General features: G+C 53.9%; 19 protein-coding genes. All 19 read right to left on the minus strand.

Features of this window, described 5'->3' with window-relative positions:
- Nucleotides 1-1,257 (minus strand): hypothetical protein, encoded by a 1,257-nt coding sequence (locus tag V1587_RS22030; protein WP_126530067.1) that lies wholly within the window; start codon nt 1,255-1,257, stop codon nt 1-3.
- Nucleotides 1,238-2,446, minus strand: coding sequence for a hypothetical protein (locus tag V1587_RS22035; protein WP_022650004.1), 1,209 nt, complete (start codon nt 2,444-2,446; stop codon nt 1,238-1,240). Before V1587_RS22035 ends, V1587_RS22030 begins: the two co-directional genes overlap by 20 nt.
- A 320-nt stretch (nt 2,447-2,766) precedes the next feature.
- Entirely contained in the window at nt 2,767-3,399 is a 633-nt protein-coding gene (gene excA / locus V1587_RS22040; RefSeq protein ID WP_022650003.1) for a plasmid IncI1-type surface exclusion protein ExcA, read from the minus strand.
- Between the two features lie 61 nt (nt 3,400-3,460).
- Nucleotides 3,461-5,620, minus strand: a complete 2,160-nt coding sequence (locus tag V1587_RS22045; protein ID WP_022650002.1) for a DotA/TraY family protein — start codon at nt 5,618-5,620, stop codon at nt 3,461-3,463.
- 57 nt (nt 5,621-5,677) lie between these two features.
- A complete protein-coding gene (gene traX / locus V1587_RS22050) occupies nt 5,678-6,220 on the minus strand; it encodes a conjugal transfer protein TraX (RefSeq protein WP_022650001.1) in 543 nt (180 codons plus the stop codon).
- Nucleotides 6,217-7,419 carry a conjugal transfer protein TraW gene (gene traW, locus V1587_RS22055; protein WP_022650000.1) on the minus strand — a complete coding sequence of 401 codons (1,203 nt, stop codon included), beginning with the start codon at nt 7,417-7,419 and terminating at the stop codon, nt 6,217-6,219. Before traW ends, traX begins: the two co-directional genes overlap by 4 nt.
- Before the next feature lie 12 nt (nt 7,420-7,431).
- Complete coding sequence (locus V1587_RS22060; protein WP_022649999.1) at nt 7,432-8,001, minus strand: hypothetical protein; 570 nt, start codon at nt 7,999-8,001, stop codon at nt 7,432-7,434.
- Nucleotides 8,001-11,054 (minus strand): hypothetical protein, encoded by a 3,054-nt coding sequence (locus V1587_RS22065; protein WP_022649998.1) that lies wholly within the window; start codon nt 11,052-11,054, stop codon nt 8,001-8,003. The genes V1587_RS22060 and V1587_RS22065 overlap by 1 nt, the downstream gene beginning before the upstream one ends.
- Nucleotides 11,055-11,140: 86 nt before the next feature.
- Nucleotides 11,141-11,866, minus strand: coding sequence for a hypothetical protein (locus V1587_RS22070; protein WP_063864836.1), 726 nt, complete (start codon nt 11,864-11,866; stop codon nt 11,141-11,143).
- Between the two features lie 183 nt (nt 11,867-12,049).
- Nucleotides 12,050-12,454, minus strand: coding sequence for a DUF6750 family protein (locus V1587_RS22075; protein ID WP_022649996.1), 405 nt, complete (start codon nt 12,452-12,454; stop codon nt 12,050-12,052).
- A gap of 34 nt (nt 12,455-12,488) precedes the next feature.
- Entirely contained in the window at nt 12,489-13,013 is a 525-nt protein-coding gene (gene traQ, locus V1587_RS22080) for a conjugal transfer protein TraQ (protein WP_022649995.1), read from the minus strand.
- Nucleotides 13,013-13,786: a conjugal transfer protein TraP gene (gene traP / locus V1587_RS22085; RefSeq protein WP_123839398.1), complete on the minus strand. Its 774-nt coding sequence runs from the start codon at nt 13,784-13,786 to the stop codon at nt 13,013-13,015. Before traP ends, traQ begins: the two co-directional genes overlap by 1 nt.
- Entirely contained in the window at nt 13,767-15,074 is a 1,308-nt protein-coding gene (traO, locus tag V1587_RS22090; protein WP_022649993.1) for a conjugal transfer protein TraO, read from the minus strand. Before traO ends, traP begins: the two co-directional genes overlap by 20 nt.
- Nucleotides 15,074-16,054 (minus strand): DotH/IcmK family type IV secretion protein, encoded by a 981-nt coding sequence (locus tag V1587_RS22095; protein ID WP_022649992.1) that lies wholly within the window; start codon nt 16,052-16,054, stop codon nt 15,074-15,076. Before V1587_RS22095 ends, traO begins: the two co-directional genes overlap by 1 nt.
- 10 nt (nt 16,055-16,064) lie before the next feature.
- Nucleotides 16,065-16,682, minus strand: a complete 618-nt coding sequence (locus V1587_RS22100; protein WP_179297403.1) for a DotI/IcmL family type IV secretion protein — start codon at nt 16,680-16,682, stop codon at nt 16,065-16,067.
- Between the two features lie 89 nt (nt 16,683-16,771).
- Nucleotides 16,772-17,122, minus strand: a complete 351-nt coding sequence (locus V1587_RS22105) for a hypothetical protein (RefSeq protein ID WP_022649990.1) — start codon at nt 17,120-17,122, stop codon at nt 16,772-16,774.
- Between the two features lie 17 nt (nt 17,123-17,139).
- Nucleotides 17,140-20,682, minus strand: coding sequence for an LPD7 domain-containing protein (locus V1587_RS22110; protein ID WP_032635082.1), 3,543 nt, complete (start codon nt 20,680-20,682; stop codon nt 17,140-17,142).
- A gap of 71 nt (nt 20,683-20,753) precedes the next feature.
- A complete protein-coding gene (locus V1587_RS22115) occupies nt 20,754-21,041 on the minus strand; it encodes a hypothetical protein (protein WP_022649988.1) in 288 nt (95 codons plus the stop codon).
- Nucleotides 21,038-22,198 (minus strand): plasmid transfer ATPase TraJ, encoded by a 1,161-nt coding sequence (gene traJ, locus V1587_RS22120; RefSeq protein ID WP_022649987.1) that lies wholly within the window; start codon nt 22,196-22,198, stop codon nt 21,038-21,040. The genes V1587_RS22115 and traJ overlap by 4 nt, the downstream gene beginning before the upstream one ends.
- Nucleotides 22,199-22,208 lie beyond the last annotated feature (10 nt).

Consider the following 22,208-nt stretch of genomic DNA (forward strand, 5'->3'; position numbering starts at 1 on the left):
TTACTCCTGGATACTGAGGGAACTCACAAAGCGGTCGACCTGTTCTGGTGACATTGGATCTGTAATTTTCAGGAAGTGATCAATTTTATCCGGCGCGGTCAGCATGCCCGTTGCCAGGCGAATGCCCGTGTCAGTCAGCACTGTCGGCGTACCTGAAAAACCAAAGGTGCGGAAGCCAGTATCGTTTACGGCTACTACGGCCTGAGCCGACGCGGAACAGTCTGAGCTCACCTGTGGAGGTGTTGTCTGTCCCGGAACCAGCATACCTGCGTCCGGTCGGAAAAGAACACTCCATGCAACAGCACGAGCTGTCTGGTCCTTCTCGCATAAAACCGGAATGATCTTCTCTACAGCATCGCCGCCGTCATTCACGACTGATACAGGGAATACAACAACGTTGTAACGCTGCGCCAGCTGTTCGATTGCCGGCTCCATACTTCTGCAGACCGCACAGGTTGGATCGAGGAATGCATACAGCGTACGCTCATGCCCGGTTGAGAGCTGGATGGTGAACAGACCTCGATCGGTACTGCGCTTCAGTATTTCCACCATCTTCTGTCGCGCTGACTGTTCCGTCGCTTCTTTTTTTACTGATGTGGTTGACGTTACCGCTGCCGGTGCTGTTTTCAGGGCTTCAGAAGGCGAAGCCGGTAAGGATTTATGACTTTCCTTCATAATATTCTGCATGTTGTCGGATTCAGCCTGGGCAGCCTGAATGACTGTATTGCCTGCCGCCGGGTTGGCTGGCTCCTGAACAGCGGCAGTCTGCCGCGGCCGGGCCGGTGCGATTGCGCCTGGTTCTGCCGGGATAGTCAGTGTCTGGTTTCCCACATTGAGTGAGAAATGGTTGTCCGTACCCAGGAGCCATAACGAAGATGCTATCAGCGCGCCGCTCACAAACAGGGCAAGGGACTTCATACGGCGTTTCATTATTGCCTTACTCTGGGTTTTGAGGTGTCGCGCTATGGTGTTGAAGACTTCCGCTGCATCGTGCATCGGGTCATCAAGAAGTGTCACGGCTTCTGCTGAATATGGATAAAAAGCGATGAGCTTTTTATCGTGGATGGCCATACGCTGAGGCTCACGAAAGGTGAACAGAGCCTGAGGAACACCATGTCCGTGTTGATGTAAAACCACAATGGTGTCGTTACAACGAAAGGTGGTGTAGGTGCTTTCCAGCGACATAATGAGACTCCAGTAGACAGTAAGATAATTAGCGTCAGAAATGAGCGAAATTTCAGAAGATGAGATCGTCATCGTCACCCGGGCGAGTGATGACGTCTTCCGTGAGTGACCAGTTGGTCCGGATGCGACGCTTGCGGTCGCGGTCTGGCTGAGGTTCGTTCCAGATTAGCCCCAGGGACAGCATATCGATGCGCAATCCCTCAATGGCTTCATCGACGCAGGCTTGCGGGCAGGGGAGGCCAAGTCGGATAGCCTCACTCTCGGTGCGGGCGACGGCGACGATACCTGCACCTTCAATAAATCCTTTGGTGGTGTTTGCCCGGTGCAGGGCATAGAAGAGTGGGCGGTCTACCCCCTTTAGCCATAGCCAGTTAGGTGGTGTCAGCCGTAAATCATGTGCGTACAGCCAGACCAGACCACTTCTGACGTAACGGTGCTCACGCAACCACTGTTTCGCGCCTTCGCTCTGGATGACGCGCTTAAAAGCGGTTCTCGCCAGCGCATAGACCGGAACTGAGAATTTCCCCTTATCACGGCGGCTTTTTATCCGACAGGAGCGGTTCAGGGCATCCATTAATTGACGTGCGGCCGGTCGGTCGTCCAGGAAAAACTGAAGGCCGAATATTGCGAATAATGCCTTTTCATGAGGGGCGAGACTTTTCCATCCATTAAGTGGACGCCCCAGTTGGGCCATAAAAACAGCCCTGCAGCGGGCAACATCGAGCTGCATATTACTGATGAGTTCATGCTCTTCAGCGAAACCCTCAGGGCTTTGTGCCGGACGTCTTTCTTGACGACGTTTATCAAGCAACAGGCGACTGGAATTCCCCTCATTAAGAATGGGGGCAATTGCAGGAGAAATGGTTTCCATAGCGAAGGGCAGCGTGCTGATATTGAGTACCCGTCGCGTTTGCCAGTTTCGTGCAGGATGGCATAACCAGCTCCACAGCGAAGCGGTAGACAGGGGAATGAGGAATATCATCAGGATCACCGTCGTTTGCTTCATCACGTTGATCCACTGATCGTAAGTGATGTTTTCGGCATTGTTGGCGGTGACGGCCAGCAGGTTATAACGCGGTGCGGCCCAGGTGTGGAAGGGGCCAAAATCAGCCATGCCCCACAGGGTATGCAAAATGAAACATGACCAGTACACAAACTCAGGCAAGAACAGCCATGCAACAAGCAGAAGCATAATGCCCAGGATGGCGAGGGCTCCAAGAAATTCAAGCGGATCAGTCGTTCCCGCGCGAGCGGATGTCATGGAAAAGCTCCCTAAATAAAAACGATGAAGACTAACTGAATAAAAGAGGGCAGCAGAGCCCGAGCTTACGAAAAGTTAGCAAGCGTATTTACTGGTGATAACGGCAGGTGAAATTATATTGATTGGTCAAATATTAGATTGTTGAGGATCTGATACGGATCTCCTTTGTTTTAGTGAGGGTCATTAATAAGATGGGTTGTGGTTTTTATTATCATCATCTGTTTTAAAGTGAATTTTCAGAGCGATGATCTGCGTTAATGAAATCAATGAAAATAGCCGGCAATTAAACCGGCTATTTATTGGAGGGTATTGGATGTGTTTCAGGCAAGAACGGGAACAGGTAGCCCTGTCAGAGATTCGATCTCGGCACGTTTTTTATTCACGACATCGTTAAAGTTGAAGTTATAGGTGTATCCTTTGTTGTTCATTGCATGCAGATGGTTAGCAATACTGGATGCAGCACCGGTATCGATAGGAATCATCGGCAATGATGTGAACCTTGTGAAGAGACGCAACTTTGAATCTTCAACCTCTGTACGTGTCAGGCTGTAAGCATCGAAGCCAATGACATCCATGACATTGCCCGGGTAGATTCGGACGTACAAAAAGGTTCCTTGCTGAAAGTCGAAACCCAGGTAGGTACTTTTCCAGAAGAGCCAGCCCTCAGAACCGCTTTCCGGTTTGAAATGACCCGTCTCCTTGATTTTCTCAACAACAGCAAGGATCTTTTTTTTGCGTTTCTTGGCTATAACATAATTGATGGCAAATGGACCGAATAACAGTAAGCAACTTGTTATGGCGTATAGATATGCCTCCGGGCGTACGTACTCATCCATGATGATTGAAATGGAGCATAGAAAAAAAATCAGCAAGAAAGAGATTATACCGAACTTTAAAAATAAAGACTTTGCAACAGAGTATAAAACCCACCACTTAGGGAATCTATCTTTCACAGTAAACCCTCCTTAGGTATTTCACTCAATGTTATAGCACTACTGGATAGATGTCCACATCTCAACTTTTTATTCCATCATTATTTGTTTCCCCTGGACCATTCATACCCTTCGTATTAACGCCAGGGGTATGCCGTATATTCCTCCCACCGGCTACGAACATATCTTTGACAGAACCAGCCATGCTTCCAAGAGTATTTGCTGCATCTCTACCGCCAAGGAACGAAATGACGTAGTCAGGTAAATATGCCTGTAAGGCAAATATGCTAGATACCAGTGTCGTGCAAATTCGAGCATAGATCATTAAAAAACCAGCCATGCTGAATAAACCTGTTAACGAGTTGGCTTGAACATTGACCAGTGCGACACCAAAAAGTGCATGAAGGATAGTGCCAGTAGCAACAATCGCAACAGATGCAAAGAAAAATCCAAAAACCATAAGTGCGGGACGAATCATGGTATCTATAAAGTAAATGTAACCATAAGCCGCACGACTGCCTCGATCCTGAGACGTACCTAGGTGAGTTGCCCCCCATAGAGGTCCCGCAGCGCAACCTACTAGAACACTGACAATCCAGTTACCAATACCAGTCATCCAGAAGATAAACGGAATAAATGGCAAATAGATTGAAAGTGTAAATCCAGCGCTAAACATAAGTAGTAACAAGAAATATACTGCTGGCGAAATGGCATCAAGCCCTTTATCTACAGCGCTAATTGCTCCTGTCATATTGACAACCTTCCCGAGAAGGGATGACTCTCCACCCGCAACAGCAGCCCGTATGACCGTGTATGCTGTTAAAGTTCCCTCCGCTGCAACCAGCGTGTAATCTCCAACATTTTTCATTTTAACTAATGGGTTTACCTGCCCTGTTGAGGTTCCTGTCCCACTATAATTTGTTGCGATGTTGCTGGTTAAACTGACGAAAAATGGAGCGAACGAGTTCATTAATATGCTATTTGGGTCATTACCTTCAGAAGCACTTAACTCGTTTTGTGATGTTGCTGTACCTGCTGGAGGTGCATAATTAGAGTTTTGTAACTGGGTACGGTAGGCGCTCATTACCGCACTGAACAGGTCTCCGCTGCCAATTTCCCCAAGGGATGACATCCCACTGGTTGCCGGCGCGCGACTGGCAACTTCTGTCAGGCGTTGATTGGCCGTTGCAAAAGTCTGGTACCAGGCACCGAGAGCCGCCCAACCATAAGTGTCGAGGTAATTCCTGACAGCATCCTGTATGCCATTTTGTTCACTCTGCGCCGGTAGTGCGTGCTGAACAGTTTGTTCGTACGTACTGGCTGCTCTCTGAATGCGGGTTTCAATATCCGGGAGTGTGCCGTTGCCGGTTGTTCGTTTATTCATAAACCCTGCCATAAACTCGCTGGCCGCGCTGTCCATATCCTGGATCATTGCTTCCATAGCTTTGTTTTGCGCATCCACCACTTCACTTGTATCGCGGTTACTGAAGGGGTTAAAGAAGCTTCCGGAACCAGACGAGGAGTCCGATTTCTGTTGTTCCGGTATCGTCGCCGTGCCGCACACACCGCTGCCGTTGGTGACCCGGTAGGTATAATTCCCTCCAGAAGAACCGGATACCCCTGCCATTCTGGCTGTGGTCGAATTTGCCGTGCTGTTGTAATCGTCCAGCGCAGTATTGATGGCATATTTACAAAGCTGCATCTCAAAAATACCGCGTGCAGAAGTTCGGGTCGAAGCCTGTGTGGGCTGGACAGTCAGGGAGTAGCCGCTGGCAATATCACTGGCTGCTTTGGACACCATCAGGTTGGCAGAACCTACGCCCATAATCGACGCGCCCCAGAGAATTATGAGCTGGGACATGCTCCAGCCATTGGCGGTCGGGATAATCATCAAAAATCCTGACACTGTGCTCAGTGTGCTGGTGATATCGCGATCCCCGCTGAATACCTTGCCCTGATGCCCCGTTTTATTAATGTGCTTCAGACCAATAAATACAAACCAGACGACGGCAAGGACGGCGATAATTCCGTTAAACAGAGCAAACAGATTCCCGATCATCGTGGTATTGCCGGCGGCGAGAGGGTCCAGCACCACATCGCCGAAGATAGTGACCAGTGCCTGTCGGGAGAGGTCCTGTGCATTGGTTGCAGCAGAGACTATGTCATCGTAAGTGACACCTGCGCGTGCCGGGGTAACAGAGATAAGCAGCCCTGCACAAAGCGCACGAATGAGATTTTTCACGGTAACTCCGGATAATGCATGAATGCCGGGATGTCGGCAGGAGGCAGAGAAGGGCAGCTATTTCCCGAGAATGGCATCTCGTACGGCATGGGTTTCCGCCATGAAATGCTGAAAGGTGCCTCTTTCAGCAAGACTTACGCGACGGTTGCGTAACTGCCACAGTCGGTAGGTTACGATTAGCGCTTTTGACCATGCCACGCCAGCACCGGAAAACAGCACCACACAGGTGCTGATCTGGTGCGCGGAGATACTCCCACCAATAATGAATGGTGTCAGTGCTGCAAGCGGAACCGGTATGGCCATAAGCCAGAACAGCACTCGCCAGCGCCTGCGCTGGCTCACATACCCCTCATCCAACTGTGCGGGGGTACAACCTGATTCCGCAACGGCTTTTTCCCAGTCAGGAGAAGCCGGCGGTTTGTCGTCAGTAATGAGCTCCGGAAAAGCATCACGCATTCGCTCAATATTTCGTGATGTCATGTGCCGGGCAGCCCGCAAATACCACTTCGTTTCCTGCAATGGCAGAAATATGCTCAGCAGTCCCCGGGTAATACGTCCAGGTAGTCCTTTTTTCCGTGCGACTGTTTTTTCCAGTGTCATTTGGCAGCTCCCTGGTTCATGGCTGATTCGAGTTGTTTCAGACGTGGGGCGTAGGACTGGCGGGCAAAGGCGGCGAGTAGCTGGCCGTCGATCACGTTCCCTTTGCGCAGCAACTCTTTAATGTCGTTAAGTTGCCAGTTCATCTGTGCCGTAGTTCGGATGAGTTCGCGCATAAGGTTATCTCCGTCCATTTGCTGCAGGTCGGAGAGATAGGCTGTGTTGGCATATCGACGTCCGGCCTCAAACGATTCAAATTCTCGCTGGCTCATGTAGCCCTTCGCCTTCGCCTCCGGCGAAGCCACATTGTCAAAATACTGCGCTGCGGAAGGTGACTGCAGTGCTTCTTTCAGGGCATCACGGGTGGTTTCACTGGTCTTACTGTCGGCAATCAGCGAGAGCTGAGGTTCAGACGCGGCATCGATGATACCGTTGTACTCGTTGAGCAACCCTACATACGTACGACCGGTAACAGTGTTGACTTCACCTTTGCCTGGCGTGCGGCCTGCTGAAGGTCGAGCCGTGTTTTTCATGTAGGCCATAGCGGCATCAATCTGTTCCTGTGACCAGGAAAGTGCCGGTGCCTGCCCTTCAGGTCCCGCGCCGCCATAGATGGAGCGTACCTGACTGTCACCTCCGGGCAAATTACTGACGGCAGGGCAGATACCGGTTCCGCCAAAGCGTTCATATTCTGCTGCCGTACAGTACGCGGCATGTACGTTCGCACCGTCATAAGCGTCGCGGGCCTGTTCTTCCGATGCTGTAGAAATCCTCTTCCGCACCGCTGAACTGGAAACACCTTTGCCTGATGAGAGTTTTGACGCGGCGCTGCCTGATGCACTTTTACTTTGTGCTGCCACACCGGATGCGGAATCACTACAGATCGAATCCGGTACCGAAAAACTCTGCCGTGCCTCCTCCAGACGTTGGGTTTCATTATTGAAAATCATTTGCTGACGAGTAGCCTGCCCATCCTGATTAATCAGGGCGCCGAGCTTGTCGGCGTTCTGTGTGATGGCTGTGCCGGTTGCCTGTTGCATCTGTAGTATTTCGACCAGAGTTGCCTGGATGGTGGCCATCTCAGGCAGAACCTGAGTCGTGATCGGAACGCTGGAGTTCACGTTGACCGTTAAAGCACTGGCAACAGTGGGAAGGCTGGACGCGATGGCCAGCGCCAGCGCGGGGAGATGACGTTGTAGCATGAGATTCTCCGTTTATTTGAGCGGGGTAAACACGCCGGGAAGGCGGGTTGACTGTGTGCCGGGGGCGAGGGCGACCAGAGGGAAGGTCTGAAAGCGTCTGCTGATACGTCCTTCCCGGCTGCGGGTGTCTATGATTGTCAGCCCACGACGCGTGATTCTTGCATGAGCTGGAGGGGTGATATCCAGTACCGGCCAGTCTCCCGAGCTGAGTTGTGGGGTATCTGCCCCCTCCGGCCATAACCAGGTATCATCAGTTAACACCGCCCCTGTATTTTCAGGTAGCAACCACTGGACCACATGACGCGATTCCCGCACCGGTTCGCCTGGCTCATTGACCTGCCAGATGGCTGTTGTGACCAGCTGGCGTGGTCGCGCTTTGAGTGAAAGAAGCACGCCACAGGCCTCTTGCGTTGCCCGGCGATCGGTCGCGTATACCGCCCGGGAGTTCACTGCACTGTCTGTACGGAAGTGCCGGGACGGCAGGACGAACTCCACGCCGTCGGCATCGATCACCAGGCGGGAAAGACTGACCTGGCCCTTTACCGGGCGGCGACAGCGTGGCGTCAGGTGGATGGAACACATCAAAGGTCATACCCCAGCTCATTTATCATTTCGTCTGCCATCAATTCGATGACGCCCTTATCACCACGGGCGCCACTGTTACGCTCCCTGTACTCAATGAGTTTTTTTGCGGATCCGCGAGGGAACTTCTCCGCCAGTAACTGACGGGCACGGGCAGTACCGATCGTATCCGAGAGATTTCTGCGTAGCGCGCCGTCTTTTTTGTCTGAGTTAAGCGACCACAGCTCCAGCGGTCCGAGCGTAAACCGGACAATCCGTGCCAGCGTCCCCTGGGTTGTGCGCATCATACATAGCATCGGTACGCCACTACCGTCTGCAGCCGGACCAGCTGGCATACGCAGGAATGCATGAAGATTGTGTTCGGGGATCTTAAAACTGTCCCGTAAAAGTGGAATATCTTCCTGGCGGAAGCGCAGCAGCCAGAGGGTGTTGGCAGAGTCGAGCAGGCTTTTCGGATAGTCGGTAAGGAACTGGGTACTCAGCACCGTGCGGATACCAAACTTACGTTGTTCACGATCCTGCGTATCCAGTGCTTCGAAGATGAAATCAATGCCTTTGACGTTGTGCAGTTCGTCATAGATTTTGGTTTTCATTTCACTATCGAGCTGGTTGATGCGTCGCATAATGCCCGGGAGGTAGGCTTCCGGCAGTATTTGCATTACCTCATCCTGATACTGCGGCAGCAAAAAATCACCCGCAGTGATGTGGCCAGCAAAGAGGAACATGATGCCGGTTTTCAGTCTGCCTGCCGGGGTCTTATCGCCGGCTACGTTGTTTAAGTCTACGGCAATAATGCGTGTGTTCGGGTTCAGCGCAAAACGAGTCCGACTGGCCATCATCGGGTAGTCCTGTCGGGCCTGAATCATGCAGCGCTCAATGTACTCCACCAGGGGCTCCTGTGAGCCGTTACGCTGTATTCGGCCAAAAGTCTCCTGAATAACCTCACTGCGTAGTAGCGCGGGCATATCAGCAAGTTCTGGTACCGCCTGGTAGTGTGCCCGCTGAGCTGCAGATAACTGTCCACGTTCATGCAGGAGGTCACGTACTTCGTACCATGGTGTCGCGGTCCACCACTCCGGATCGTGCTCACCCCACAAACCGGATGACTCCAGTGCCGCATCCACTTCTGGCTCTACGTTTGAACGGAACATGTTTGGCTCAATACCACTACGCATGTCATACGCCAGATCAATCAGGCGATTCACTATTTGCCGGGTATCTGTAGGGTTAGGCGGGGTCCCTTTATCCGGTTCGATACAGAAGGCCGTCAACATGGACGCGATAAATTGCTTCTCTGGTGTCACTGGCTTACGAGCGCCGTACAGGATGTCGAAGACATTGCGTGACTTAGACGGGTCGTTGCTGAGTATGATGCCGACTGCTTCGTCCTTTCTCTCTTCTGGCAGACTGTCACGTATCAGCTGGATTAACCCCATCGCGCTGAATCCTTTATCAATGTGAGCCACATAAGGAAGCGAAACCTGGGCGGAAGATACCTGTATTTCCGTCAGGGTATTAATCAGTACCGATTTACCCAGACCCGAATCGCCAGGGGCAAGTTCGGTATGCTTGTTCTGTCGAGAAGACCCCAGCCCGACTTCCCAGGCGCATCCGTCTTCCGTGTGCAGCATCAGGTTGCCTTCCCCTCGCCAGACGGTACCTGGTCGGTTGAAGGGCAACATCGATAGCGCATGGGAGAGTGGCGGGTAAAGCGGAACAGGGCCGGAGCCCGCTGACGCGGCCAGCATACTGTTGACCCATCCCCTGCGAGGATCACCGAATGTGGTGGTCGTGTTACAGACTCCCCAACCCTGCAACGCTGATTCAAGCAGCATCTGATTACGGGAGCATATTTCCCGGGTATGCCCCCAGGTGGACGCCACAATGGTCATCACGCAGACCGGATCGCGTTCATCCGTTGCAGCCAGCTGTGTGAAAGCGTCGTAAAGTGGGCGAATAGAGGGAATAAATTGTCCAAATGATGAAATAGTCTTTTTCCAGCCCAGCGCTTTCATCCCGCCAGGCATGATGTCGATTCGTATGCGCCAGGGAACGGAACGTGGAACCAATTTCACAAGCTCATTGAAGGGGCGGGGATGCTGAGGCGGAAGTGTTATGGCCACCATGCCGTGCCACAGCCCCCCTGCATGCACCAGATTACCTTCTGTTTCTGGCGTACAACCAAATACCTGAAGATTCAGGAAGGGAGCTAGCAGTGCTGTAGCGTCGCCCTCCTGAAGCGCACCCGCTGGCGCAGCCTTCCCCGGTAATGCCGGGCGCCATGCGGCCGATGTGCTGTTGCGTGCTGTTTCACGTCTGATTTCATTACAGAACTCAGGCACATCAAGCAGGCGGACAAGCAAGCCGTCTCCACCGCGTACGAGTGCTTTTTCAAGAGTGGTGATAAAGCTGTCGTGCCGGATCTTCAGACCAGACATTTGCCAGCGCCAGGGCTCCTGACCAAAGCGCGCGACAGGTGCTTTATCCTGAATGGCCCGAACGGTGGCGTTAAAATCGGTTCGTTCCTGATGACTCACCAGTGTCGGAGAGCTCCAGACGGCAAGCCAGCAGCGCTCACGAACAAGCCACGGAGAAATGACATTGATCTTCTCATTAAGCAGGTCATCCAGCTGGACGCCGATGTGCTGAATTGAACGCATTTGCGGGGCGATCATGGCGCTGACTTCGTCACGCCCTTTTTCCGGGTCACGTTCGAAAATGAAGGCCAGTTTATGGCCGATATTTTTCCAGGTGGTGCTGAGCGTGGACGCGAGGTGCGCGATCATTCCTTCAAACGCATCCGGATGATCGTCTGAGGCTGTTTCCGACATTTCACGCAATGCCCCGGATATTTCGAATACAGAAAGGAAATAGCCATGATGGGTGACACCTATATAAGGGGCTTCCAGCCAGGGTCTGAGCTCCAGATCTTGTTTGTCCAGTCCGATCACCGTACGAATGTCGCAGTAGTCGACAAAGTCAGCAGAGACGGCGAAACGGGAACAGGTATTCATAACGTCTTCAATAGTGAAGACAAGGCGGTTGATATTCATAGCTGCGAAGACTCCACCGGAATGGCGTGTATTGATGGGCGAGGCGCTTCTGTGGGCGCATCTGCGGGATAAGGCTTGCGTTAGGTTTACGTGACAGTGGTACCAGATGACTGTGAGGATAATATTGTTGTCTGCGAGGCTCCTGACAGAACGTCACTGTCCGTCACTGAATCAGGTGTCAGGATCAACGCCACTCCGTTCATTTTTTGTCGCATTTCATCGCGCATGACTGGCGGGAAACGTTTAAGCGCATCTGCATAGTCAGCTGGTCGCCATCCCCCGAAACGTTCTTCCAGAGGAAGACGATGGCGGGTCAGTTCCGACAGTACCCGACGGCCTTCCCGAACCTCGCCTGGTCTGGTGCTGAAGACGGCCTGCAGGGCTTTTCGGTTCAGGGCAACAACATTACGTGGGTGCAGGTCCGGTAGCCAGACCATGACCCCCTGAGCAGCAGCAAATCCGTTGAGGGCATGCCAGGCATGGCAGAGGTAACAGAGGTGAAACGGTGTCGTGAGCCGTTCTAATTCAGCATGTTCGATGTCAGACAGCAGACTGGTGTCGGTCAGCAGTGTTTTGGGGATGTGTCGCAAAGCAATCCGGCGGGCGGCAAGTGATGCGTGCTGCATCCCGGTCCGGGCAGCTTTCAGAGCCCGGGCGTGTTTCTCATATTCAACCGGTACCTGCGGGGTGGGACGTGACTCCAGCTGAGCCAGCGTGTCTTTCGCTCTGACAAGTCGGGTCCTGGCATCCTGCGCGTCTTCCGCAAGTCGGGATAATGGCAGGGATTCCGGTAACACAAACAGATGTTTCATGTCAGCACTACAGCAATAACACCGCCCTCCAGAAACGCTCTCGGGGGGAGGAAGTAAAGGGGCTGTGGAATGGACAACATCAGGAACCGGAAGCGGATGTAGCCATGGACAGTCAGGTGTCTTTTTCTTTTTGCTCATCGTTTTCTCCTGAAAGGGTCGGTAAACACCGACCCTTTCCTGTGGTTAGCTGATATTGACAGAGCTGGTACCGAGCTGTTTCTGGGTTCGTCCCATAATTTCAGGGACTACGGCCAGTAGTGCGCCGATGGCCAGACCTGCACAGCAGCGGCCCACAGTGATCTGCGGATTGGTGCCCACTTTTTTGAAGGACAGCAGGGAACCGATGAAGATGAACACACCGATCGCCTGGGCAATTTCCAGGCCGGAAGTTTTACCGCTTTTGGCACCAGAGGCGGCGCTACCAAACATATCGGCGAGATCGCCATCAGCGAAGGCCATGCCGGGTAACAGGAACGTGACCAGAGCACACAGCCCCTGAATCATGCGCTCGCGGCACTGCATCATGGTCAGCTGGCAGAAAATAACGACGGCATAAAGACGCGCGGAAATAGCACGGAAAAGTGACATAGTGTCTCCTTGGGTTATAAAAAAACGAAGTGTGTTAAAAAGAGAGGCCGAGAGTGGCAAGTGCGGCATCGATGAGCTGAGGTGAAAAGACCATACCGGTCCCTGCAAACAGTTTTACTGTCGCAGCGCGAATGCTTTCACTTGAACTGAGTGCGGTGTGCCCCTCAAGCTCTGATCGTCGAAACATATCGAGTGCCGCATAGACAAACCCCACTCCTGCTAGCCGGACCAGAGAAAGTACGGCGTTAGCAGCCCCGGCAGCAACGCCGTAGGTGGCGGGTTGCACATACGCGATTGCATCAAAAGATGTGGCGCCAAAGCCAAGCTGCGCACCACTGGCATTAATGATGGAGGGGAGAGATACCAGCGCGGCGCAGGAAAAAAGGCCAATAGCAAACTTGCCCGGGGACAATGGACTTCGACTGGAACGTTGCCGGGTCAGAAGTGCGATGAGGCCAAAAAAACCAATCATCTCGGACCAGCTGAATAATAAATCCAGCCCAGCGGTGAAGATGCCCGAAGCAAGATTCTCTATTAGCGTGACGGCATCCAGTGCCATTAGCGCAGGGTTCCTCCGGTTGTCACCACAGAGCGCGTGGCAGGATCAATCTGACGAATAGTGACTTTACCCAGCGTATCCCCCTCCCGGACTGACCAGGTACTGCCCTGCCATTTGATCCACGCCATTCCTGCTTCCAGCGACATGATTTTCATGCCTGCAACAGCACTGGTTGTCTGCCGTTTTTGGGGCCGGGAAGCTGTTTTTGAGGCATCAGAGGTGCTTACGCGGGTTTCCAGAACAGCCAGCTTCTGTGTCAGCTCATTAAGCTGTGCACGCGTTTCTACTGCGTAAGCCTCATCCCTTTTGATAGCATCAGACAGGCGCGTAACGCTGTCTTTAAGCGACGTCAGAGAGTCATTTATCTTGCGGTCACGATCGTTCAGCTCGTCACGGATATCCGTCATCATGCTCGCCCTGTCGTCCTGAGCCATTGGCAGGGACGTATGTGCCGCCGGTTGCGCCGCGGCTGGCGAGACAGCCTGCTGCGGAACAGACTCAACCGTACTATGCTGTGCACCGTCGAGTGTATTTTCAACTTCACTGAAGCTGGTTTCAGACGGCGTATTATTCGTCAATGACAGTGATGGACCGAACAGGTACCAGAGGCTGGCCACTGCCAGAAGCGTTATCCCGAGAAGCCACGGCAGAGAATAGCCAAACAGCAGGTCTCGCTTCCAGAAGGGCGGTTTCTCGCGAGGATCTGGCGCGCCAAAATCATCCTCGCTTTCCAGTGTTTCTTCTTCAGGCATATCAATTTTCTGGTTCATCATTGTTCCTCACGGGTACGGTATCGCCATACTGACGACGGATTTCAGCCTGGCGGCGCGCGATGGCTTCCTGCAGGCGGGTTTCGGTTTGCTGCTCTGCGGCAGCGGGTGCTGATAAGGTGCTATTGATTGCGGGACGAGCCGCTTTATTACTGCTGACAATGTCGTCAGAAGTAACCGAGTCAACGAAGAGAATGGAGATAACTTCTTTCTGCTTCACGGTGACCTGGCGGAACGGCTCACGGGCCATCTCCTGTTTGATGACTTCCGCCCCGGTCTGGGCTGTGCCGCCAACCATTACACCAGCCACTGTGCTGCCATCAGGTTTACCCACTCGTCCGGTGACGGTACCGACACTGGACTGCATAACCTGAGTGTTAGCATCCTTGTACAGACCGCCAAGATCACCAAGACCTCCCAGTACAGCGGGCAGAACGATGTGTGTTCCCCATCGATGGTTAACATCGGAGGCCACAGAAGACATCAGGTTTTTCTCACTCTGTGCGCTTGCATTGACGTTCAGCTCCATGCCGTTCCAACTCATACTGGTAAATCTGATATCCAGTCCATTGCCGGCAAGTTTTGCTGACGAACTGTGAAGTCTTGCGCCAGCCAGCGGCCCGGCAGGAATAACCGCAACAACCTCTGAGTTGGGGTTATCTGAATCCACGGCAGTCTCCATATAACCGGCCGCACGCGTAAGTGCGTGGATGAAGACCTGTGCACTCTCTGTTTCAGTTTTTGTCTCTGCCAGGTTTCTTGTGCCAGTCGCTGGCGATGTCTGCGTAACACTTGCCAGGGCAGTTGCCAGCACCGGTGCATCGCCGCCAGTCTGTGCGTCACTGATCCGCTTAAGCAGTTTTTGCAGTTGAGCCTGGCGCTTTTCGTTTGCCTGCTCTTCTCCGGCCGGGTTTTCCGCATGGCGTGATGCTGCTGGCGGCGGAGGTGGCAGGTCCACCGGTTTTGTTTCTGGCACCTTATCCGGAGGGGGTTCCGTGACTTCAAGGCCGACCGGGAGACTGGCGATGAAGGATGAATCGGTCCGTGCGGCTTCCTGCGCGCCTAAATCGTTTGAGGCTTTAAGCAGTTCACGGTAACGCGGGCTCTCCGTCGTGGTGGTTACGGCACTTGAGGCCGTACCGTTAAGGTTGACGGCAGAATCTGTTCCTGAAGGGTCATGTGTCAGCCACGACATGGCCAGATAACCCGCGGTCACTAAAACCAGGGCACTAAATCCAATTATTGAAAAAAGTTTTTTGCCGTTCTTACCGGCATCCTGTTCTGCGCTCATTACTGAAGCTCCGGCGTGACGTGAACGGATTTCCCGTTTACTGAGAAGGTCAGTAACGGGGTGACGGGGAGTTTCCAGAGATGCGTACCATCCGCTGAAGAGAGTGTCTGTTCAAACTCGTCGCGCAGCATTGCGCGGGAACGGACCATCAGATCATCACCGCTTTGCCAGATCGCAGTGTCAGGGACGTTGCCCTGGAATTTAAGGCGACGGGCATCTTCTGGTGGTGTGCCATCCAGAAAAGCCTGCAACGTGGCGCTGTGGAGTGCGATTTTATCGACGGGTACGCCCGGGGCTGCTGAGCCAGGACCCAGACGCGGGACGCGTAAATCCAGCCGACTGTCGATCTCCTGACTGGCAGTACGGGTGTCTGTCTCACCACTTGTCACATTGATCATGATTGGAACATCAAGCCCTTTCAGATATACGGAAATATTCCCCGCAGCCCACGGGCGCAGTGGTGTTATGGCCAGCATGTTGGTTCCAGCATTGAACTTCACATCAAAACTCTTCGGGCTGGCATTAATTGGCGGATCTGACTGTGGCCACGGTGCGCCATTGATGTCCGTCAGGGTGACGACGCTCTGGTTATTCATGGCCGTGCGTACCAGCGGGATACTGGCGCCTGGAGAAAGATTGAGGGTTAATGAACTGATACGCGGAACCACGCTTATCATTGGGGCATTTACAGAACGCTCGTTGTCGGTCAGTCGAAGCCTCAATTCGCGTATCTCATCCGCTGACAGAGGCGAGTCTAAACCTGCTGCCTCATCTACCAGCGGCGAGCTTTGTTCCGGGGGCGGGAGCTCTCCACTAATCCGGGTTGCCGGTACACCTGTTGTTTGCGCTTCTGCCCCCTGAGGAGCGGCGGCAGTTGTTGCACCAGGCGTCCTGGCATCCTGCCAGCCAGTATTGTCAGCGGCGGCTACGAGGGCCGGACCACACAGCAGTAGTGTGGTCATGAGATAACGAAGTTTCATGGCGGGAGCCTCAGAGATTGCGGGGAGCGTTGCGTGAGATCATCTGGCGGATTTCCATCCCGACGGGTTTCTGTCGTGGATCTACGCGCTGGATGGTAATTTCGAAAACAAACGGTTGTTCAGGCTTGCTGGTCGTCTGCCCAACCAGGCGCAAACGTACCGGATACTGCATTGTCCAGAACCAGGTTCCGTCAGACAGACGCCCACGCCGGATGACGACACCAGCCCCTACGGAACCGGTAAGATTCATACGCTCGCGTTTCAGGGCATCGTAGATATTGGAGTTGGTTAGCGCCTGGATGTAACTGGCGTGTCCTGCTTCAGAGAACAGCGATGCTGTAGAGGATACCTGTTCACGATAATGAACGAAGTCCAGGTTAAAGGCCCGCATCAGAGCCTTGCTGCCAAAGGCGATGGCATCGTCCTGGCTCCATGCTGGTTCGGAAGTGGGAGCCAGGCGAACCAGGCGCCCACTGTCGGTGGCAAAGTAATCCCGTGGCTGTTGTATCAGAGCCCAGGTCAGGCCAGCATTGAGGATGATGCTGATAAGCAGGCCACTCCCCAGCAGGAGGTTACTCTTCATCAGCTCTGGTGCCATTTTCTGGCGTTTTTCTGCCGTTTTCATCATGTTCACGGCGTTTTTCAGCGGATCCTCCGCAGGGGAGGGGGCCCGCCCCTTTGCAGGGGGGGCTGATTGTGTCTGTTTTGTCATAGGTTTCAGGAGTTGAAGTTTTTCCAGGGATCGATGTTGTCTGGGATCTGTTCGTTGACTTTATCCAGGGCCGCTTCGCAGACCTTATTTTCCAGTTGCGAAATGATTTCATCGAGCCCGGGGAATTGCGGCAGGGTCACCTTGACGTTCTTGATACGGGACAGACAGGACTGCAGGGAGGATGAGACATTGCTTTCGCGCTGTTCCCAGGCTGTTGCGGCCGCCCTGGCTCGCTCATAACCAGCCTGGCTACCCGCTTCAGCAGCACTTCCTGCTCGGCAGGTTGCCGCCGCAGCGGCGGCAGAAAAAAGCATGAAGCCGGACAAAAGTCCGGCTTTAAGCATGTGATATCGCATTCTCTCTCCTTATCGGCTTAGCGGCCGGGGCTGTGGGAGTGTTCCTGATGAAGCGCTTTTTCCTGTCTGCCCTCCGGCTTTCGGGCGTCATCCCATTGTTTCCAGGTCTGTTCAAAACCGAGGCGCTGGAACAAGGTATCTGCCTGTTTTTCCGGTGTGTAGAGCCGGGCGGGAAGCGGTGTATCCTCTTCCCGACCTTTCAGGTGGAACGTCATCAGCTGAGGTGCGGCACGGGTGGTGCCGTCGGGTTCGAAATTCACCGCCTGTCCGTAGCCTACAAAGCGGGGACCGTCATCGGTGATGGCATTAATAACCAGCTGACTGTTGTCTGTGGTTGGCGTGGCCAGTGCCGGATACAGCGTGCCATCCAGACGAACCATCCCCTGCAGGTGTTCCCCCGCAGACTGGACAAGCAGCAGATCTAACTGGTTTGACTGTGTGTCCATAGAGGCCATGACGGGTACCAGCCTGTCTGGTGCTTCCGTGGACGGTGGCGAAATGCTGGCCGCGGCTACCGGTGACTTTACAGGATGCCTGTCTTCGCCCAGATAAAACTGACGCTCTTCCAGGCGAGGTGGCAGCTTCAGGTCTGTGGTGTACTCAGGCCAAGCCTGTCGGATTTGCTGTGTGAGGCGGCCAAACGTATCGACCGGGAAAGCCTGAAGAGGCTGTCCCTGCTCCGGTCGATCATGTGCCACGGCAAGACCTGTTGAGGCGGACGTCAATGACCAGTTATTTTTTACGCGCTCTTTTTCCTCACCAGGTACCTGCCAGCTGTCACGGGAATTGAGCGTCAGCGTGACCACATCGCCGGTTTTGTGGTGCGCGATCAACTCCCGTAAATCCTGCCCCCAGTAGGTATGACTTCCACCGCGGTTCTGTAGCTCGATAAAGAAGCTCTTGCCCTTTTGCTCTTTATTTTCGTACATCGCTTCACCAAAGTTCTTGAGGACCGCCGTGACGCTCTGGCCTGGTTTCAGTGCAGAGGGGGCGGGCTCAGCGGGCATATCAGGGACCCGGATGCTGTCGGCCTGCTTAGGCGCTACAGGCTCTGTTGAGGGTGAAACGGCAGGCTGCTTTGCGGCAGTTGCCTGTGCTGACGGCGTGGGTGATACGGGGGGCACGGGTATGCCCGGAGCGTCAGGGGTAACAGCTTCGGGGGCGGCTGTTGCCGGTGACACTGGCGATGCGGCATCAGGTGATGGAGTCTGTCGGTTCAGATCCGGCGTAGGAATATGTGTTGTGACTGAATCCCTGGTTGCCCCAAACTGTTGCCGCATAGTCTCAAGCTGCGCGCGCTGCGCAGGCAGCTTCATTCGGATATCGAGGTCATATTCAATAATGAGCCGCATGGCCTGCTCTTTAAACTGCGTACTGCCGGTGAGCTCCACCACACCGCCGTAATAGCGTGATGCCACGGCCAGCGCGGCGAGCACCTTGCGCTTGTCCTCACTCGCACCGTTACACATTTCGAGACGGTTGCCGAGATCGTGAAACGCATCTTCCCCGTCGAGACGGTAAAGCACCTTATTGTCACGCTGTTCTTCCGTTGACAGGGCTTTAATGATTTCATCGAGATCTTCTCGCTGAAGCGGTTCCGGCCTTCGCGGTCCGTAGACAAGCCCATCCGCTTCATGCATCTCACTCTCTGCCGTTTCCTTCCTGCCCGGGGAGGGCTCTGACGTGTTTGGATCCACATCGGCAGTTTGCGTCTGCTCCTGTTTTTGCCCGGTTGATGTTGCTCCGGGGGACTGTGGAGGGATTGGTAATTCAGGAACGATCGGCTCCGGAGACTCAGCGTCTGTTTCATGTGACGCAGCCTCAGGCTTCAGGGTTTGTTTGCCCGTTTCTGACAGTTCATGGTCTGTCTGTCGTTCCTGAGCAGGCATATGGGGAATGTCATCAGACTGACTGTTCACCCATTCAGCAAATTGTGGGTCGTCCATCTGCGCGCGTATGTCTGCATAATCATCGAGGCCAGGGACCGGTATATTCGATCCTGATTCGATGGCACTATGACTACGCTGACCGGCATCCGCAGAAGATGTCGCGATCGTCACGTCCGTGGTGCTCTGCGTATCAGGAATTAAAACATCAGCGTCTCGCAGGGACGTGGGGGCGGGTTCATCGTGTTCAGCCTTATTCTCAACCGGTGCCGCACTGATACTGGCTTCATCGGGCGGCATCACCGCTGCCGGAGAGATTATTTCAGGTTCAGGCGGGGCGGGAGGCGCTGGGTTTACTGACTCATCCTGCCTGTGGCTTTCAGACGGAATAACGACAGGTTCATCCGGGGCAATCGAAGACTGGCCGGATTCCTGACTTTCCAGATTTTCCATTTTTGGGTCCTGTTGTGAGAGAAATTGTGCATCGTTGGGTGCGTAGTCTGTCCGGATATCGATGCCGGCAGACCTGAGGCGGTCGCTGATGTGCTCACGGAAGGCTTCTCTGCCCCTGCTGATATCGAGATCGTTGAAGTCCGTCAGCAAGCGTGCTTTTTCTTCTTCGGTGAAATCAGGGGCGATGACTCTGCCGCCCGTGAGTTCTGCCGCTTTCTCAGCGCTCAGGATGCCCTTATTTTCAGGTTGTCCTGTCTGCGCATTCTTCAGCTGATGATCATTGTCTGCACAGAAAATAAAAGGACTGTCAGGCCAAACGGCACGAGCATTCTGGCCAACGGCAATCATGTTTCCCGCATCAACCGTCATCAGTACCGGCAGACCTGATGCCTCATGCAGAGAGGCTGCTGTGGCATATCCTTCAGCAAACAGCAAAGGCAGGCCATTCTGTGGCGTCCCCAGTGCAAACCAGTTACCTGTTTTTTCACTGTCTTTAAGGATGCGGGCGTCTTTTCCGCCGGTGAGCGGAATACGCTGGTAAGAGCGTATGTCGCCATGCGCATTGCTGAAGGGGATCACAAGTTCTTGCTTATCGTTGATTCTTATACCCGGCGCAGCCTCCACACCCTTACGGGTCAGATAGGCGTTCGTTGTAGCCTGCGGGTAGCGGTCAACATATCGGGCGGCGTACTCCGCCTGCCGGTTGTACTGTTGCTCCAGAGCACGGGCATTGTCTTCACGCGTTTGCTGGGCGTGTGCACGGAGATGAAGACGCGCAAGCGGATCCATCTCGCCACCACCTGAAAACACCCACTGCGTCGGTTTAGCGTCGGCGCTGCGATAATCGCGGTACCATCCGGCAGGGCGCCCGTCCAGGTAAGCCTTGTAAGCTCCGCTTTTCGAACCTTTCTTGTCCTGTTTCGTCGGTACGCGCTGAAGGCTTCCATCCATCACGGGGAGCCCCTTAACTAGCAGCCCTGCTTCTTCAAGTTTTTGAGCAAACTCTGTTACCGGATCGTCCGCATTCATCGACAGTTCATGGGGGCGGGGCATCCATCGCTCGAACCTGGTCAGGTCGGCTCCTGGTCGGGCATACCAGAGGCGGTGCTCATCGTCCCATTTAAGGGCTTTCTGCCCATCGCTGAGACGCGGGTGGGCGTTGATGGCGTCGTCCTTCTCTTCGTGAGGTACGGCAAGCCATACGCGGTGACTTTTTTGCATGGTCACATTCCTGGAAGATATTGAGGGAGTAGCGCGGGAGCGCTATGGGGAACGAACGGGTTACATCGGGTTCAGAGACCAGTCCAGTCTCGTGGTTTTTCAACAAAATGCCGGTACCACCAGGGGCGACCGGAGGCAATCTTTCCCCTGAAGGTACTTATTACGCGCAGGCAGATAGCCCGTACACTCCAGCCAAAGAAATTCAGGGCAACAAAGAATCCCAGAATGGCGGAACAGATATACAGCGTCTTCATGGACGGCCAGCGAAACCAGACCAGATACAGCAAAAGGAACGGCAGCGGGATACCAAAAAAGGTGACAGGCGGTGTGGCATAGCGCCAGAATCCTTCTCGTTTCAATGTCTAAGCTCCTGTGTCGGTAGGTAGAGTGCCGCTTCGTGTCTGTCTATATCACCCGTTACGTAACCTTCACGCACTTGATCGATAATGCGCCTTTTCTCCAGTCTCAGGATGTTATCGATGTGGGCCGGCCACTTCTCTGACGGGAGATTCTGTAGTGCATCGCGTAGCTCATCGTCGAAGACGATGTATTCCCGGAGAGCCCGGCGTTTGCCGTCTGTCGTTCTGACAAGTACCTGGACTACGATAAACCGTAACATCCCAAGCATCTCCCAGGCGCGTGCATCACGAATCTGAGGCGGAAACAGACCAAGCAGTCGGTTCAGGGTTTCACCTGGTGATTTAGAGTGCAGTGTACCGATGGTTAAATGTCCGCTTTCACCAGCCTGGACAGAAGCCTCTGCTGTTTCCGTGTCACGAATTTCCCCGATACCGATGACCTCCGGGTTTCGGCGCATTGCGGAGCGAAGCCCATCTGCAAAACTTGCGACGTCACGTCTTACCTGAGCCTGATGCGGCGGCAGAAGGTCGTCGGGGCGGCCGAGAATGTACTCTACTGGATCTTCGTAGGTCACAATTTTGCGATCGGGCTGTGTGTCCTGGCAGTGGCGATACAACGACGCCTGCAACGTTGATTTACCCGAACCCGTTTCACCGCAAATAAGACCCAGCCCGGTTTTTGGCAGCATTGCCGCCGCCAGATCGGGCTCGATACCCAGCTTCAGAAAATCGGGAATGATGTGGGGGATCACACGCAGAGTGACGGAGAGAGCCTTTTCTTCCCGGGCAGATGTCCCCTGGATGATGTGCGCGCGTAGCCGCACGCGTTCCCCCCTTTCCAGGCCATATCGCCCATGCATGTCGCCGTCGATTTGAATGGCTCTGTCCAGCGGTCTTCCACCCTGCACTCGGGGGCGCACTTCTGGCCCCAGCAGGTCGTCAAGCATATTTCCCAGCATGATATTCGGCAGTATGGTGTCTGAGACTCTCTCACGTCGGCCATAACGACTCACTGAAACTGGTGAGCCGCCAACCAGATCCACATCACTGACTCCATGTGCCGAACACCAGGCAAAAAATGTCCTGAACTCGTCGGCGGTATAGGCACCGCTGAACGGGAAAAGCCCGAACGAGTCAGGGATAGCTGATATGTTCACGAGGAAAACT

The sequence above is a fragment of the Enterobacter sp. ECC-249 genome (assembly GCF_043965265.1).
Classification (GTDB): Bacteria; Pseudomonadota; Gammaproteobacteria; order Enterobacterales; family Enterobacteriaceae; genus Enterobacter; species Enterobacter quasiroggenkampii.